At 70.7% G+C, this 16053-nt stretch carries 16 protein-coding genes and 3 pseudogenes; 9 read left to right on the forward strand and 10 right to left on the reverse strand.

Annotation, left to right across the window (positions count from 1 at the left end; all coding sequences use genetic code 11):
* Positions 1-389: 389 nt before the first annotated feature.
* On the reverse strand, positions 390-869 hold the full coding sequence (locus ACFYXM_RS34715) for a MarR family winged helix-turn-helix transcriptional regulator (RefSeq protein WP_389295536.1): 480 nt from the start codon (positions 867-869) through the stop codon (positions 390-392).
* 453 nt (positions 870-1322) lie between these two features.
* Positions 1323-1721 (reverse strand): annotated as a pseudogene (locus ACFYXM_RS34720) (GH25 family lysozyme); the annotation flags it as partial.
* Between the two features lie 128 nt (positions 1722-1849).
* On the opposite strand from ACFYXM_RS34720, the gene ACFYXM_RS34725 reads away from it, so the two are divergent.
* Positions 1850-2560 (forward strand): NADPH-dependent F420 reductase, encoded by a 711-nt coding sequence (locus tag ACFYXM_RS34725; RefSeq protein WP_389295538.1) that lies wholly within the window; start codon positions 1850-1852, stop codon positions 2558-2560.
* 150 nt (positions 2561-2710) lie between these two features.
* Here the strand turns inward: ACFYXM_RS34725 and ACFYXM_RS34730 are convergent, their stop codons facing one another.
* Both ACFYXM_RS34730 and ACFYXM_RS34735 read right to left on the reverse strand, forming a co-directional pair.
* Positions 2711-4090 (reverse strand): radical SAM protein, encoded by a 1380-nt coding sequence (locus tag ACFYXM_RS34730; protein WP_389295540.1) that lies wholly within the window; start codon positions 4088-4090, stop codon positions 2711-2713.
* 154 nt (positions 4091-4244) lie between these two features.
* On the reverse strand, positions 4245-5105 hold the full coding sequence (locus ACFYXM_RS34735; protein WP_389295542.1) for a pentapeptide repeat-containing protein: 861 nt from the start codon (positions 5103-5105) through the stop codon (positions 4245-4247).
* 214 nt (positions 5106-5319) lie between these two features.
* Here ACFYXM_RS34735 and ACFYXM_RS34740 point away from each other — a divergent pair, with 214 nt between their 5' ends.
* The 6 genes and pseudogenes from ACFYXM_RS34740 to ACFYXM_RS34765 form a co-directional block, all read left to right on the forward strand.
* Positions 5320-5838: a hypothetical protein gene (locus ACFYXM_RS34740; RefSeq protein ID WP_389295544.1), complete on the forward strand. Its 519-nt coding sequence runs from the start codon at positions 5320-5322 to the stop codon at positions 5836-5838.
* Positions 5839-5920: 82 nt separating this feature from the next.
* Positions 5921-6424, forward strand: coding sequence for a hypothetical protein (locus ACFYXM_RS34745; protein WP_389295546.1), 504 nt, complete (start codon positions 5921-5923; stop codon positions 6422-6424).
* 145 nt (positions 6425-6569) lie between these two features.
* On the forward strand, positions 6570-7064 hold the full coding sequence (locus tag ACFYXM_RS34750) for an SMI1/KNR4 family protein (RefSeq protein WP_389295548.1): 495 nt from the start codon (positions 6570-6572) through the stop codon (positions 7062-7064).
* Between the two features lie 310 nt (positions 7065-7374).
* Positions 7375-7602: a hypothetical protein gene (locus ACFYXM_RS34755; protein ID WP_389295550.1), complete on the forward strand. Its 228-nt coding sequence runs from the start codon at positions 7375-7377 to the stop codon at positions 7600-7602.
* 81 nt (positions 7603-7683) lie between these two features.
* A pseudogene (locus ACFYXM_RS34760) lies at positions 7684-7907 on the forward strand (rhamnose isomerase); the annotation flags it as partial.
* Positions 7881-8158: pseudogene (locus ACFYXM_RS34765) on the forward strand (arabinose isomerase); the annotation flags it as partial. The pseudogenes ACFYXM_RS34760 and ACFYXM_RS34765, both read left to right, overlap by 27 nt.
* Positions 8159-8328: 170 nt before the next feature.
* Here ACFYXM_RS34765 and ACFYXM_RS34770 read toward each other — a convergent pair.
* The 4 genes from ACFYXM_RS34770 to ACFYXM_RS34785 form a co-directional block, all read right to left on the reverse strand.
* Positions 8329-9402, reverse strand: coding sequence for an enoyl-CoA hydratase/isomerase family protein (locus tag ACFYXM_RS34770; protein ID WP_389295552.1), 1074 nt, complete (start codon positions 9400-9402; stop codon positions 8329-8331).
* A 13-nt stretch (positions 9403-9415) separates the two neighbouring features.
* The gene (locus ACFYXM_RS34775; RefSeq protein WP_389295554.1) at positions 9416-9817 is read right to left on the reverse strand and encodes a hypothetical protein; all 402 of its coding nucleotides are present in this window, start codon (positions 9815-9817) and stop codon (positions 9416-9418) included.
* A 198-nt stretch (positions 9818-10015) separates the two neighbouring features.
* A complete protein-coding gene (locus tag ACFYXM_RS34780; RefSeq protein WP_389295556.1) occupies positions 10016-10429 on the reverse strand; it encodes a roadblock/LC7 domain-containing protein in 414 nt (137 codons plus the stop codon).
* Between the two features lie 165 nt (positions 10430-10594).
* Complete coding sequence (locus tag ACFYXM_RS34785) at positions 10595-12022, reverse strand: LCP family protein (protein ID WP_389295558.1); 1428 nt, start codon at positions 12020-12022, stop codon at positions 10595-10597.
* 528 nt (positions 12023-12550) lie between these two features.
* Here ACFYXM_RS34785 and ACFYXM_RS34790 point away from each other — a divergent pair.
* Positions 12551-13126 carry a TerD family protein gene (locus ACFYXM_RS34790; protein ID WP_389295560.1) on the forward strand — a complete coding sequence of 192 codons (576 nt, stop codon included), beginning with the start codon at positions 12551-12553 and terminating at the stop codon, positions 13124-13126.
* A gap of 370 nt (positions 13127-13496) precedes the next feature.
* Here ACFYXM_RS34790 and ACFYXM_RS34795 read toward each other — a convergent pair whose 3' ends face one another.
* Positions 13497-14402, reverse strand: a complete 906-nt coding sequence (locus ACFYXM_RS34795) for an oxygenase MpaB family protein (protein ID WP_389295562.1) — start codon at positions 14400-14402, stop codon at positions 13497-13499.
* Positions 14403-14624: 222 nt separating this feature from the next.
* Here ACFYXM_RS34795 and ACFYXM_RS34800 point away from each other — a divergent pair, with 222 nt between their 5' ends.
* Positions 14625-15668: a hypothetical protein gene (locus tag ACFYXM_RS34800; protein ID WP_389295564.1), complete on the forward strand. Its 1044-nt coding sequence runs from the start codon at positions 14625-14627 to the stop codon at positions 15666-15668.
* A 172-nt stretch (positions 15669-15840) separates the two neighbouring features.
* Here ACFYXM_RS34800 and ACFYXM_RS34805 read toward each other — a convergent pair whose 3' ends face one another.
* On the reverse strand, positions 15841-16023 hold the full coding sequence (locus ACFYXM_RS34805) for a hypothetical protein (protein WP_389295566.1): 183 nt from the start codon (positions 16021-16023) through the stop codon (positions 15841-15843).
* Positions 16024-16053 lie beyond the last annotated feature (30 nt).

The raw sequence follows: 16053 nt of genomic DNA on the forward strand, positions 1-16053 counted from the left end.
CGGACACGTTGCCGTGCGCGGCCCGAACGCCTATCGGGGTACACGACCTACGCCAAATGCTATTTCCGGATAATCCGATAAACGCTCAACTGCCCTGAAAGTAGGCGCCCTTGATATTCCGTTGGTCCGTCCGGGCGACTTCCTGAAACCCGCTCACCCCCGCGACAGCGTGTCTTTCGTTGACACGCCCCGAACAGCGAACATTCCCGCCCCGCGCCCACGCCCGTTTCCCGTCCGGCGCCCCTGTTCCGCCCGACGCCCGGCGCGCCCGGAACCGGCGGCCGTACCACCGCACCACTCCCCGGCCGCGGGCGGCCGATCGCGCGCCGCGCGTGAAGCGCGCGAGGAAACCGGGACGGTGCCGCTCCGGCCGGGGCAGCACCGGGACCTCAGCCGCTGGACGCCGAGGGTCCCGGCCCCTGTCCCTCCTCATGGACATGGACATGGGCGTGGACGCGGCGCAGCAGCGCCGCCAACTGCGCCTGTTCGGCAGTGCTCAAGGGGGCGAGCAGTTCCCGCTGGACGCCCAGCGCCTCCGCCTGCAGGTCCGCGAGCACCGTGCGGCCCGCCGGACTGGACGTCACCGTCACCCGGCGGCGGTCGGCGGTGTCACGGGCCCGTTCCACGAGTCCGGCGATCGCGAGATCGTCCACGATCTTCACCATGTCGCTCCGGTCGATCCCGAGCCGCGACGCCAGCTCCCGCTGCGCATGGGGACCGAAATCGGCCAGCGCGGACAGCACCGCCATGTGCCACGGCTTCATGTCCCGCTCGGCCAACCTCGCCGCCAGCCTGCTCCGCGCGGTCCTGCCGGTCCTGGACAGCAGGTAGGTCGTGAATCCCAGAAGGCTGGGCGGGATCTCGCTCATCGGCCTCATGCTAAGGGCTGTCCCGTAATCCCCGGCGGGCGCGCGACGACAGCTGCGGCACCTCGCCGCGCTGTCGGAACATCCGCATACGTCCAGTATGCGGACGCCCCTCCGCCTTGCGATGCACCGCATCCGACGCCGCGCGCTGGTCCACCACGGACTACGGGACAGCCCTTAGGCGTGCGTACCTGATGACCGGCCGGTCCCGGCACGAGCCGGTCCTCGATCACCAGCAGTCCGGTGAAGCTCCGGACAACGACGGCCACGGGCGGACTCCTCCGCCGGGACCGGGCAGGGGACCGACCGGCCGCGACCCGCACCAATGGCGAAAGGCCCCGGAAAAGCCCATGAGGACCGTCCGGCCCTCACTCGTCGCCGCCCGCGCCGATCGGCGCCGTGCCCGACCGTCCGGACCGTCGGCGTCCCGGTCCGTCCGTCGGCCTCGCGGCGTCGCTACGACTGCCCGCGTGCCCAGTCACGCAGGGCGGCCCGCGACGAGAACGCCGCCACGTCCTTGTCGAGGGGCTGGTCGGTGTACTGGTGAATGCGCCAGGACGCCTTGATCCGGGGCTTTCCGGCGGTCACGTAGTCGGCCATCCACAGGCCGTCCCCCGTGTACGACATCGTGTCGTGGTGCAGCCAGAAGGTGCGGCTGCAGTACAGCAGCAGCACCTTGTGGTGCGGCCGCAGGCGCTTGACCTCGCGGATGAAGCGGTCCTTCCCGGCGTTGCTCGGCCGGGTGCCCTCGCCGTTCTCCTCCCAGTCCACGGCGAGCAGATCGCCCGCCTTCTCCGGCGCCTTGCTCAGGAAGTGCTCCGCCTGCGCCGTGATGTTCCCCGGCCGGAGAAAGTGGGGTCTGCTCCGTGGTTCCGGTTTTCCTTGTGCACGTGCCCCCGGCCGCTCGGGCCCATCCGTTCGGTGAACAGGCGAACCGTTTTTTTCCCATCGGTGGAATAGGGCTGCCCGGCGGGAAGTTGGGGATGCGGCGAGAGCACCTCACACACCGCAGGCACCATGGAAAGGTCGGATCCATGAAGATCGGCATCATCGGAGCGGGCAACATCGGCGGTAATCTCACCCGGCGCCTCACCGCCCTGGGGCATGACGTCTCCGTCGCCAACTCCCGGGGCCCGCAGACGCTCACGGAGCTCGCCCGGGAGACCGGGGCGACCCCGGTCACCGCGGCGCAGACCGCCCGGGGGGCCGAGATCGTGGTGGTCACCATTCCCCTCAAGGCGGTCCCGCTGCTGCCCTCGGGTCTGCTCGACGAGGCCGCGGAGGGGGTCGCGGTCATCGACACCGGCAACTACTACCCTCAGCAGCGGGACGGCCGGATCGCCGCCATCGAGGAGGGGCTGCCGGAGAGTCGGTGGACGGAGCGGCAGATCGGCCACCCCGTGATCAAGGCGTTCAACGGGACCTACGCGCAGGACATCCTCGACAACGGCCGCCCTCAGGGCAGCCCCGGCCGACAGGCGCTGCCGGTGGCCGGTGACGACGCCGCGGCCAAGCGGGTCGTCAGGCATCTCATCGACGAACTCGGCTTCGACACCGTCGACGCGGGCGGCCTCGACGAGTCCTGGCGGCAGCAGCCCGGCTCGCCCGTCTACGGCCATCGCGGTGATGTCGAGGCGGTCACGAAGGCGCTCGCCGAGGCGTCCCCGGAACGTACGGCGGAGTGGCGCGCCTGACGGTCCGCGGCCGCCGCGCCCGGTTCGTCGGGCCCGGCGCGCGTCGGCCGCGTCCTGCCGGGCACCGCGCACCGGAGCTTCGTACCGCGACGGTCCGGTGCGCGTGCCGGTCGCCCCGCGCGTCGGCGGTCCGGGCAGCCGAGAGACGGGCTACTCCTGGGCGTCGTCGGGCCGGGCCGGGAGGCTGTCCATGAACGAGCTGACAGAGAAGACGGCGCGGCCGGCCCCGGGCGGGCCGTAGCCGGGAGGCGAGCTGAGGCCGAACTCCTCCATGGTCGCGCGGTAGGCGTCGAGCAGGCGGATGTGGTATTCCAGCGGCGCCCCGTCGGGGTTGGTCTTCCCGAGCGGGGTGGTGGGCTCCGGGCACCACGTGGTGAAGCGCGGCGTGATGCCGTGCGACATGAAGAACCGCAGCCCCTCGGTGGTCGACTCGATGGCTTCCTTCACCGTGGTGAAGCCGAAGGGCGCGGCCATCTCCACGCCCGCGACGAAGTTGGGGATGACGTTGCGGGCGCCGAACACGTCGGCCGAGTCCAGGATGCGGCGGTGCCACTCGTCGCGTCCCACGTAGCGTTCCTTGCCCGGGCAGTAGAGCTCGAAGAGGCGGCGGTCCCACACCTCGTAGTTCGGGTGGTAGATCTGGATGCCGTAGTCGCGAAAGCGCTGGACGTCCGCCTTGGGCAGGGCCTGTGCGACGACCTTGCCGATCCACCGGCCGGGGAAACGCTCCTCGATCGCCTTGGCGTACTGACCGTAGAAGTCGGCCTCGTCGCGGCCGCCGATGTGGGAGGTGATGGCGCCGCCGGTGAGGGTATAGGCGGTGGACGACTTCGCGGTGTCGTACTTGTCGATGATGGCCAGGGCCTCCAGGACCTCCTCGACCGGCTTCACGCCGGTGTAGGGGCGTCCCGCCGCCTTGTGCTGGCGCCAGTTGTGGTTGATGTCGCAGTACTGGCACTCCTCCTTCGCCCCGAAGTACTGGCAGACCCGGAAGACTGTCAGGTAGACGAGGTAGCCCCACTGGATGGTGGGTGCGACCTCCATCACGGACTTGCCGTTCTCCAGGGTGTGCCGGTAGTAGTCCGGCATCGGGGGCAGGCCGACGTCGGAAATGCGCCGACCGTCCAGGTACAGCCCGAGCACCCCGTCGTCGTCGGCGGCGACACGGTACGGAGAGGCCGGATTGACCCGCACGGAGACCACGGTCCGCCGCAGTTCGTAGGGGCCTCCGGTGAGCACGATCTCCTCCGGGGGGCGGCGCAGTGCGGCCGCGCCGAGCTCGGGGAGCGTTCCGTGGTCGAACGAGAAGATGAAGTACGACTTCGGCTTGACGTCGCCGTCCTCGTTGTCACTGAGCGCGGACTCGTCGAACGCCACGCCGCCGCGCAGCAGGTCCTCCTTGATGACGGCTTCCCGGGGGACGTGCGGGAACTGTTCCATGAGCCGCTCGACCAGACGGGTGCGGCCGCCATCGGTAGGGCCGCCGCCGGTACGGCTGTGCTCGGTGTTGTGGTCGGTACTGCTGGCCATGTGCGGGACTCCTCGGTCCGGTCGAAGGCACTCCGGATACGTCACACTGTGCAACGATCCACGGGCGCCGGCGGTGCCCGGCCGCAGGGGGTGTTCTGCCCGGTTGCGGCGCGGCTGGTGTCCGGGCCGTCGGTGGTGCGGTCCGGGTCGGGGTTCAGTCGCCCCAGTGCGTGGGGCGGCCGAGAGAGGTCGGTAGTTTCGTCGCCGCGTCGCCCCTGGCCGCGTTGAGCTGGGACTGGGTGAGGAAGAGGCTCGCGGTGAGGTCGGCGGCGGACAGGTCGGCGTCCCGGAGGTCGGCGCCTGTCAGGTCGGCCAGTCGCAGGTCGGCGCCGCTGAGGTCCGCAGCGATGAGGTAGGCGCCGCGCAGGTCGGCTCCTCTCAGATCGACGCCTCTGAGCCGGGCGCCGATGAGGTCGGCGCCGCGGCGGTCGCGCTTCTTCCCGCGCGGTGCGGTGGCCCGGACGGCCCGGCTCGCACTGGACAGGAGTGCGGCGACCGACTCGCGGTGCGCGGCCACGTCCAGCTCCGCGAGCGTGTCCGCCGGCAGGCGTGTGAGGCGTTCCGTCTCCTCCAGGCAGCGCCGGATCTCTCCGTGGAGGGTCCGGGCCGGTCCGAGGGACAACGCCTCCGTGAGGTACCAGAGGAGTTCGTGGAGCTGCCGCATGACCGGGAACACCTGGAACATCCGCCGGGCGGTGTCCGGCGACCCGCGCCAGTCCCGCCCTTCGAAAGTCTCGCCGGACACCTTCTGCCCGGCCCCGAAGCAGTCGTACACGGTACAGCCGGGAAAGCCGCGTGTGCGCAGTTCGGTGTGGATGCCGCAGCGGAAGTCCTCCTGGAGATTGCGGCAGGGCTTCCCGGCCTCCTTGTCGATCGCGAAGTCCGAGGACCGGGTGAGGGTCAGCGCGACACAGCAGAGTCCGAAGCAGTTCGCGCAGTCGGCTCGCAGCGTGGCGTGCTCGGAGCCGGGGCCTGGGACATGGGCGGGCACGGTCGGTGAGTCCTCCGGGTACATGACTGTCGGACCGTCAACCCTATCGGTGGGCGTCACCCGTACGCGCCGACCCGTGATCGCTGCCGGACGCACCGGCCGCCGCGCCGTCCGTTTCACCCTGTTTTCTCCGTGAAAAGAGCCCCCCTTCATATCTGTCGGCACGACGCCGACCGTCGGCGGCGAGCCGCAGCTACGCCGCCGTCGACCGGGAGCCCGGCCTGGTGCCGCGCCACTGATGTCCATGGCGGTGCTGCGGGACTACGACCGCCATGACGTGGCGTGGGTGCTGGACCCGTCCTCCGGGCTCCTCGTCGCGGCCTCGGGCCGCGGCCACGGCTTCGTCCACGTCCTGAGGCACCGCACCGGAACGGCGGCTGCCCTGCACGCCGACGGAACGGTGCTCTGCTTCCAGTACGGCGAGCGCCGGTGGGACACCGAGAAGGGCGTCGTCCGGCTGGTCCGGTGCCCGTACGGTCGCCTGCTCACCATCGGCGGTCCGTCCGTCCCCCGCTGGCAGAAGCGGCTGCCGCAGCCGGACACCGGTCCGTACGATCCGGCCTACGACTGGACGGACACCCTCGCGGACGACTTCTTCATCCGGGTCGACGAGCAGGTCTCCGGCGCGCGTCGCCGGTCCGTCCTGCGAGCGCTGTCCGCATGGTTTAGATCCCGTGCGACCTCGCGCGCAGGCTCCCGATCCGGCCGGGCGAACGCCCCCGCCCGGCCCGTGCGCAGGCGTCCGGCCTCTCCGTGAGCTCGGTGGCGCGCCGTGTCCGAGCGGCTGTCAGTGCCGCGCAGCACACTGGCAGCAGTACCGCACGCCGAAGGGGACGCTGATGGGTATCGGGGACGACACTGGTTTCGAACCGGCCACGGGGGACGGAGGGGTGACGGTTCCGGACGAACGACGCGCGGCATCCGTCCGCACGGCGTTCGAGGGGATGCTGCAGATCCGTCGGCTGACGAACACAGGGCTCCCGAGCCCGGAGGGCGTACCCGCGCGGTGGGAGACGCACCGGCCGGTACGGGCCGTGGCCGTGGCCCTGGAGGCGTCGGGCCTGGCAGCTTCCGCGGTCGACGGTTCCGGCGCGCGGACGGCGACCGGGTACCGCGTGACGGCGGGCGAGGCGCCGGGCGGCGCGAGAGTGGAGTGGGTCGGTCCGCCGGGCGGCGGGGCCACGCACGCCGAGGTGAAGGAACTGGACCGGTGTGCGGCCGCGCTGCGGGAGTTGGGCTGGACGGTGCTGCCGTACCGGGGGCCGCGTCGTCGCAGGTTCCTGGAGGTCGAACCGCCGCCGGGCGTCCGGAGCCGGGACGGCGGCCCGGAGTCGCTCCGGTAGCGGCGCCCTCCGCCCGACCGGCTCCTCAGCCGTTCGATCCGGTTCCCGGCGCCGCCTGACGGATGCTCCGCCGCCGCGTCGTACGGAGGCGTCGAAGCCCCTCCCACTCGTCGAGCGGATGTGCCTCGGTCATGGGGATGCGCTCGTGACCCGGTTCGATGAGGTGAAGGCGACGTTCTGGGGCGAGGGTTTGTACGGGGTACAGCCACCGTTGACGGACGTGGCCGCTCTGGATGCCGAGCTCCGGCCCGGTGTGCGGCTGCCGGCTTCGTTGCTGGAGCTTCTGCGTATCCGGAACGGTGGACCGGTCGCGGCGCCGTGGAACGCCTTCCCGACTGACGTGCCGACCTCGTGGAGCGAGAACCATGTCCCGCACGACGATCTGCTGGGCATCGGCCGTCACGACGGCCAGTGGGGCCTTCCCTCACCTCTGGTGCCGCTCTCGGGCGACGGCCACTGGTGGATCGCGCTCGACTGCCGGACGTGCGGCGCACAAGGCGGGCCGTCCGTGACCTGGTTCGACACGGAGGTTCCCGCGGAGCTCTCGCTGGCCGAGGACTTCCGGACGTTCATCGAACGTCTGACCGCGGCTCACTCCCTCGAGCTCGCCGCCGCCGACGGTCGCCGATCCTCGTCATGAGCATACTCTGACCGCACTTGCCGTGTGCGAGCGCCCGCGGTTCCGAACTGCCGACGGGCCTCGCGGGCCACGAACCCGTGAGGCTGTCGTGCGGACTGCCGGATGCCGACCGTCCCCGCCACGGTCGATGCGGTGGCGCTTGGTGCGACCGGAGGAGGCGGACATCGGGGTTGCCGCACACTCGTACGAAAAGACTGTTTCGAACCTGAGCCGGCCGGGTCGGGCCCACAGGTGATTCCGACTGCGTCCTCGCTGTCGGCCCCATGGGGGATGCTGGTGGGTCCGACACCTCTGAGTGGGAGATGCTGTGATGCGCAACGACGAACTCGCCGCGGCCCAGGCGTATGTCCGACTTCTGGAGGCCACCCGGGCGGCGTTGGCGGATCCCGAGGACGGCCCCGTGTACGTACCTTTGCTCGCCTCCCCGATGGCGGAGGCCGATGGCGCGCTGGAGCGGGCGGGGCTGTGCGGGAACGAGTCGCGGTTCTTCGACCTCGTGTCAACGATCCGGCCGAGTATGTCGGGTGGAGGTCACTGAGCCGACCGGGCGGAGCGGCCGTCGCCCTGTCGGCGGTCTTCTCCTCTTCGCGCCGATGCGCCATCACTGCGGTACGGGCCGGGCGACGGCCGGCGGATGCTGCTGGAGTACAAGCTGTTCGAGCCCGCATTCTACTCGATGGACGTGCCGGACTGGGCACGGCGTACGCGCTCCGTCTGCCCCTCGGACCGAGTGCCCAGGTGATCGTGGACACCGGGCATCACGCGTCGGGCACCGACATCGAGTTCATCGTGGCCTTCCTGCTGCGCGCGGGAAAGCTCGGCGCGTGGTTCCTGACCGCGCGGGGCATCCCGGTGGCCGGGGAGTACGAGTTGCGCACCGGTCTGGCCATGCTGACCACCGACACCATCGACGCCGATGGCCCGTTCACCGAACTCCAGGCCCTCGACTTCCGGGACCGGACGGTCGAGATGGGCCACGACGGCCCCGCCACCTCGCGATCAGCGCGAGGGATCCGCTGCTGTGCGGGCTGGGGATCTATCACGGCGAGCGGGGGCGGGGAGTCCGTGTCGAGTTCGACGTCGGAAACGGCCCCTTTGAACGGTTCCCTCCGCCGGGGGCCCTTCTTTCTCACCGGCCTTCCGGTTGTCCTGGCCGCACCTGTTCCACGCGTTCCGGTTCTTCTCGCCGCGGCCTTCCGGTCCCCCGGTCCGCCCTGCTCCGCCTTCCCTCGTCCGTCCCTGCTTCGTCCTTCGGCGTGCCGCCTCAGGCGGTCGTCCCGGAGGCGGGGGCCAGGCCGAGTTCGCGTTCGCCCAGCGGGGCGAAGAACCGCGCCACGTCGTCGTCCGTGACCTCGGTCAGATCCGCCGGACTCCACCGTGGGCGGCGGTCCTTGTCGATGATCTGGGCCCGCACGCCCTCCACCAGGTCGAGCCTGGCGAAGGCGGTGCACGACGTGCGGTACTCCTGGTCGAGCACCGCCTCCAGGCCGCCGAGCCGACGGGCCCTGCGCAGTGCGGAGAGGGTCACCTTGAGCGCGGTGGGCGACTTGGCGAGGATCGCTGCGGCGGCTTGCTTGGCGGCGGGCACGCCGCTGTTGTCGAGCCGGTCGAGGATCTCCTCGACCGTGTCCGCCCGGTAGCAGGTGTGGATCCACTCACGGTGCGCCTCCAGTTCGCCTTCCGGCACGGAGGCGGCGTGTACCCGCACCGTTGCGTCGATCTCGTCGGGCGTGCGGCAGTCGGCGAGTGCCGTGGTGAGGGCGGTGAGGCGCCGAGCCGGTACGAAGTGGTCGGCGAGCCCGCACAGCAGGGCATCAGCCGCTCCCACCGCCTCCGCCGTGAGTGCCAGGTGGGTGCCGAGCTCGCCGGGGGCGGACGCGAGCAGGTACGTTCCGCCCACGTCGGGGACGAATCCGATGCCGGTCTCGGGCATGGCGACGCGCGAGCGTTCGGTGACGATCCGGACGTCGCCGTGAGCCGAGATCCCCACGCCGCCGCCCATCACGATCCCGTCCATGATCGCCACATAGGGCTTCGGGTACCGGGCGATGCGGGCGTTGAGCCGGTACTCGTCGCGCCAGAACGCGAGTGACGCGGTGCCGCCCGCTCGGGCGTCGTCGTGGATGGACCGGATGTCCCCTCCCGCGCACAGGCCCCGCTCTCCCGCACCGGTGATCAACACGGCGGTGACCGCGTCGTCGCGCTCCGCTTCGGCGAGCGCCTCGTCGATCCGCAGCACCATGGTGTGATTCAGCGCGTTGAGTGCCCGCGGTCGGTTCAGCGTGATGTGCCGGACACGACCCTCGGTGTGCGTCAGGACGGGATCGTCATGATTCATGAATGCGCTCCGGTCAGCCCTTGTGCCGCATCGTCCGTCGCCCGCGGACGATCTTCCACCGCTCATTGTCGGGGGCGTGTTCCTCACCCGGAAGGCAGGGGTGCCGGGCACCACCGGGTTCGGGATCGATGAAGCGGGCCTGCTGGTCCTGGGGCTGGACCCAATGCCGTTCGATTCCGGGCCCGAGTCGGCGGTGGAACGGCTCGACGCCACCGAGCGGGCCCGGCTCGACGAGGCGATCAATGACGCGATCGTCAGGAGGTGCAGTTCGTACAGCGTCCATCCCCGACTCCCCCTGAAGGGTGGCCAGGACCGGCGGACACACCTCCAGGCACGTGTTCTGCGCGGCGACGACGGCCGGGTCCGGGTCCGGGTCGTCGCGGTGGTGCACGACGCGACGACGGATATCGACCACTCGGAGTTCCTGCTGGACCTTGATCCAGCAGGTGGACGGTCGGGGCGGCGGTCCGCAGGTGCGCGGTGGTCTTCCGCTGGGCATCTCGACCGATTTCGGGGACGAGGAGCATCCGGAGACCCGTCTCGATCTGGTTCCGGCGAGACGCTCGTCCGGGGACGGCCCATCCGCGCGGCCTGTGGAAAACTCCCGCGCGGATCAGACCCGGTCGTCCTCCTCGTCCCCGCCCTGGCGCGCGGCGACGCCGAGGTGTTCGCCGACCCTGTTGACGAGCAGGGTCATCTCGTAGGCGACCTGGCCCACGTCGGCGTCGGCCGCGCTCAGCACGCAGAGGCAGCTTCCCTCGCCGGCGGCCGTCACGAACAACAGCGCCTCGTCGAACTCCACCATGGTCTGCCGGGCCCTCCCCGCACGGAAGTGGCGCCCCGAACCACGGGCGAGGCTGTGGAGCCCCGACGAAACCGCGGCGAGATGTTCCGCGTCCTCACGCGCCAGCCCCGTGCTCGCCCCGGTCACGAGTCCGTCGTTCGACAGCACCAGCGCATGCCGTATGTGCCCGACCCTGTTCGTGAGATCGTCAAGGAGCCAGTCGAGTTCCTTGTCCAGCGCCATGTGCCCGTTCCTCCCCGCTCATGCGTTCCCCGTGCCCCGCGTTTCGCGTAAGCCTTGCGCACTGGTCACGAACGGGCAAGCACTACTCGGTCATGTGGCCGGGTCCCAGCCCCTCGACTCCGTGACGGCCGGCCGAAGAGGCACTGTCCACCGGACACGCACCACTCACCCCTGCGGGACGTCGGCGCACGGGTCGTCGTCCGCCGAGCGGGCCTCGTCGGCGACAGCGGGCGGCACCGCGGAAGGAGCCGTTCCCCCGGGCGTGGCCGCCGAGCCCTCGGTGTAGGAACTGCCGAGGACGACGCGGATTCCGGCCGAGTCGGACGCCTCCGTCCTGGCTCCGGGCAGGAGCCGAGCGGTCTTCTCGGCCTCGTTCCGCAGGCCCGGACCGTATTCGACGACCGTCGAGACGTGGTCCTGACGGCTCGCCGTGGCCGTGGTGGTGACGGTGAACCCCCGGGAGCGCAGGAGGTCGGCGGCCCGGGCCGCGAGCCCGGTGACCGTGGTCCCGTTGTAGACGGCGACGCTGATGCCCTTCCCCGCGAGCGGGTCGGCGGCAGCGGACGGGGCGCTGTCGCCGTCGGTCCCGTCGCGCTCGGCGGACCGTCTGCCGCTGGCGTCCTTGCCATCGACCGTGCGGTCGGCCTTCAACGCGGCCCAGAGTGCGTCGGCGTCGGACTCGACGATCGCGACGCGAGCACCCTCGTAGCGCCACGGGACGGTCACGAACTTGGTGTTGTGCAGGTCGACGTTCTTCATCGACATGGCGAAGGAGAGCAGCCGGTCGGCCGATCCGAGTCCGGGGTCGACGGTCAGCGCGTCGGTGGCCGCGTCGGCGAGGGGCAACAGCGTGGTCGGGTTCATGCCGCGCGACTTGACCTTCTTGATGAGCGAGGCGACGAAAGCCTGCTGACGCTTGATGCGCCCGAGGTCCGAGCCGTCACCGATGCCGTGCCGCAGCCGGACGTAGTCGAGTGCCCGCTGCCCGGAGACGGTCTGCGGACCCTTCGCGAAGATCCGCGCCCCCTGGGTGGGCAGTTTCGGGCTGAGGTCGCGCTGATGGATGTCGTGGGGCAGGCAGACGGGCACGCCTCCGACCGCCGAGGTGAGCGCGGAGAAGCCGGCGAAGTCGACGACGACGGTGTGGTCGACGCGCAGGCCGGTGAGGTGTTCGACGGTGTTCTGGGTGCAGGCGGGGTTGCCCTCGGCGGTTTCTCCCACCGAGAACGCCGCGTTGAACATGGCGTCGTGCTTCGGGGCGGTCCACGCACCTCCCGGAAGTCTGCACGCCGGGATGTCGACCAGGGAGTCGCGTGGGATCGACACGGCGACGGCGTGCTTGCGGTCGCCGTACACATGGAGGAGGAAGGCGGTGTCGGAGCGCCCCACCGCGCCCGTGCCGCCGCCCAGTTCGCTGTTGCCTCCCGCACGCGAATCCGATCCGATGACCAGGACGTTCTGCCCCATCGACGAACCGGGCGGCCGGTCCCCGGAGAGCCCGTCGGCGCTGAAGGTGTCGATGCCGCCGTTCAGTTTCAGGTACACCCACCCGACGCCCGAGACGAGCAGCACGAGAAAGGACAGTCCGGTCACGGCCGTCCGCCTCAGGCGTCCGCCCCGCGACCGGCCCGTCGCCGCCTTGCCATGTGTTGTCATCGGCCACCCCGTTCGTCCGGTTCCAGGAGGAACACTCGCCTTCCGTCGAGGAAGACGCGCGCCACCACCCTGTGGTTTTACAGTTGCGCAATGTAGCGAGTGCCGTTGTTCGAATGGATCACCGGACCTGCCCACGACCAGCCAGAAGCACTTCCCGGGAACTCCGAGCGCAAACACCGGCCGAAACGCGGCACTGAAATGTAATGCACCCATGCCTCGCAACGGCCCGCCTCGCCCGCACCGTTCGACCGCGGTGCTCGCGGCGTCTTCCCGACGGGCCCGCTGCCGGGAGGGACGCCACGCCCGGCCATGCGCGGAGGCGGACGGAACGACAGACCCCCACACATCACTTCAGGAATTGCGCAATTATGGGAACCATGAGGTCGTCCTCGGCGTTCACCCCGGTGACGACAGACGACGCGCTGATCACAGATCGCTGAAGCGCTGTACCACTGGAGGATGTTCATGGGTGTGAGCCTGGCCAAGGGCGGCAATGTCTCCTTGTCGAAGGAGGCACCCGGCCTGACCGCGGTGACGGTCGGTCTGGGCTGGGACGTGCGGACGACCACGGGCGCCGACCATGACCTGGACGCGAGTGCGCTGCTGTGTTCGCAGACCGGGAAGGTCCTCTCCGACCTGCATTTCGTCTTCTACAACAACCTGACGAGCCCCGACGGTTCGGTCCAGCACACCGGTGACAACCTGACCGGGGAGGGCGAGGGCGACGACGAGTCCATCAATGTGGACCTGGCCGCCGTGCCCGCCGATGTCGCCAGGATCGTCTTCCCGGTCTCCATCCATGAGGCCCAGAGCCGCGGCCAGAGCTTCGGTCAGGTCCGCAACGCCTTCATTCGCGTGGTGAACCGGTCGAACGGCGTCGAGCTCGCGCGCTACGACCTCAGCGAGGACGCCTCGACCGAGACCGCCATGGTCTTCGGCGAGCTCTACCGGCACGGCGCGGAGTGGAAGTTCCGAGCGGTCGGCCAGGGCTACGCTTCGGGGCTCGCCGGAATCGCGTCCGACTACGGAGTCAACGTCTGATTCCGCGGGCCGTTCGCACCCGGTGATCCGCTCCCGGCCGCTCTCCACGACCCTCCGCGGGTTCGGGGAGAGCGGCCGGCCGTGCCAGTTGTCCGTTGCCGGCGCGTTCCGGTTGGCGACTCGATGCTTACACCGACGTGGACGACCGGTTTCTCGCGCTCGCCACGCATACGGCCTGACGCCCGCGCCGGGCGTACGCCTTGACGCCCGCGCTGCACGAGCGCCTTGACGCCCGCGCCGTACGAAGGCGCCGATACATGACCCCGCAGGCTTCAGGTGCGCGCCGTGGACGCGCCGGCGGGCGGGGCGACGCACGCCGGACGGGCGAGGGAACGCACGCCGACCGAGGGCGCCCGTCGCCCTCTCGGGCTCAGTCCTGCCCGGGTGCTTCGGCGCGCCGTCCGTGCGGAACCGGACAGCCGCGAATGCCCGGAGCGGGGAACGTCCCCAGCCGGGCGACGTCGTAGCCGTTCGGGTACCCCTTGATCTCGGGGTTCTGTCGCGCGTAGTGCGGGTTGGTGCGTGGCGGCAGCAGTCGGACGGCCCGCGCCCTCAGGCGGAGCGCGCCATGGGTGAGCCCGCGGTGCACCGGTCCGGGGCGTTCGTACCTGAACGCTCGGAGCAGCGAGTCGTCGAGGAGCGCAAGGGCCGCCTTCCGCGCGACCGGCGCGAGGGGGCGCGGGTACCAGGAGCCCATCAGGTCCAGCGTGGCCTCGGAGACGCGCCGTCCGCCCTCGTCCCAGCCGAAGTGCTCGGCCTCGTAGGCGTCCAGGGCGTGCTCGAAGTCCTCGTACGTCTCCGGCAGGTCCTTGATGCCCATGTGGGCACCGAGTGTCCGGTAGTAGACGGCGCACGCCCGCAGTTCGTGGGAGGACAGCCGGCGCCAGCCGAAGTCGTCGAGCCACCGCTTCGGCGTGACGACGAACGTGCACAGCACGTAGCGCATGTCGTCATTGCTGATGTCGTAGCTTCGGTGCATCTGGTTGATCCGGCGGATGGCCGTCCGACCCGCTTCGTCGGCGAAACCGTGCTCCACGACCGTGTCGAGGAGAAGTGCGGTGTCGTCGTAGCGCTTCTGCGAGCGCTCGGTCAGCTCGGCGGTCTCGGCGAGGAGTCGGCCGATACTGGGGACGGCATAGGTGCGGTACAGCGCGAGTTCGAGTGCGCGGGCGATGTCCCACGGAAACTCGTAGGTCGCCGTGATGCGATAGATCCGCAGGAAGTCCCGTTCCGGGTCGAGACTCTGAATCTCCTTCAGGCGCTCGTACCGCTTCACCCGGCTGCCCCCTTGCCTCGGTCGGAAGTCCAACTCTACGTCGGCGGAAGGCGGGCACCGTACTCGAGGGAACAACTGTCGGCCGGGTCCGGAGCCGGGGCCGCGGCGGACGAGCCGGGGCGTGGTGGGCCGGTCCAGGAACCACTTGTCAGGACCTCGACGAGCGAGTTACCGGCTGGTTAGTGTGCGCCGACGACAACCGTGTCGGACGAGGAGAGAGCCGTGGCAGGGACAGGCGATGCGGTCACCGACGACGACGCGCTGTACGTGCTGACCGCGGCGCTGCTCACGCCCGCGCAGTTCCCGACCGTGCTCGGTGACGACTACCCCGCCGCCTGTGCGGCGCTCGCCCTCGAACCGTATGCCGAGGGGTACGGCCTGGTCCTCGGCCAGGACGCCGGGGGCGCGCGCTGGACCGTGGTCGTGGACGACGTGTCGCTGGTCGCCGTGGCGATCGCCGCCTGGGACTGTGGCATGGAGTACGACCTGTCACCGGACGACCGCTCGATGGTGTGCGCGCTGCCGGGCTGGCCGCTCGCGGTGGCAGTCGCCGCCCCGGGGCTCGCCGCCCCGCACGATCCGGCGCCGGACCCGGACGCCGGGGACCCCGGCCCGGTCCCGCTCATGCCTCCCGCCACGGGCACATGGGGACCGGCCCAGCGGCGCATGGGGGCGGACGAGATCGCCCACCAATGGATGTCCTGGCGGGAGCAGTTGGACGACACGGCGGCCTCGGCCTCCTCCGACGTCACGAACGACGGTGCGGGGTCCGGGTTCGGGTCCGGAGCCGCGACCGGCACCGGGGCCGGGAACGGGAACGGGACGGGTGCCGGCCCCGGGCCGAGCACCGGGGTTCGCACAGGGAAGAACGACCGGGAAAGGGCCGCGGACGGGGACAGTGCCGGGGACCCGGACGGGGAGAGGGCAGGAGACGAGCACGGCGCCCGAGGCGAGGGACCGCAGGCCACGGCCCCCACCACTCTCCCGCCCGTCGTCTCGCACGCCGGACTGCGACGGGCGCTGACGGAGGCGCATGCCTATCTGGACGTGCCACCTCCGCCGGGCCGGATACGGTCCTCCTTCGCCGCCGGTGATGCCCGGATGCTGCGCATCGACGGTCCGGGCTGGTCCATGGTCGCCAGGACGGACGACATGGCGTTCGTCCTGCTGGACGACGAACCGGGAGAGGTGTTTCCGGTCGTACGGGGCGCGCAACTGCCCGGTCTGCTGGAGGCCCTGGACGCGATCGCGGTACGGCCGGTCTGAGCGGCGAACCACCGGCCGCCGTCCCGGCCCCCGGAGCCTCCGAGATCGCGGACACCGCAACGGGTCGTCGGCCGCGCGTGCTCGCGGCGGGCGGTCACAGGTCGACCGGGCCGCGCTACGCGGCCCCTCCCTGTCTCTGCACCTCCACCGTCGTCCTTCCCGCCGGCTCCCGTCAGCGGCCTGTTTCCCTGCGGGTGATCCTGCGGAGCCTGCGCCGCTGGCCGGGATCCAGCATCAGATAGCCGACCGTCGGCACGCCGACCAGGACGAGCAACGACAGCCAGAACCCGATGAAGGGCATCAGGACGACCGCCGCGACGACTCCCCCGATGGCGATCTTCGCACTGTTCGACACCGTCACACGCCTCCTTCACGGCCGCAGCCG

Source organism: Streptomyces sp. NPDC002476, from assembly GCF_042889785.1.
GTDB lineage: Bacteria > Actinomycetota > Actinomycetes > Streptomycetales > Streptomycetaceae > Streptomyces.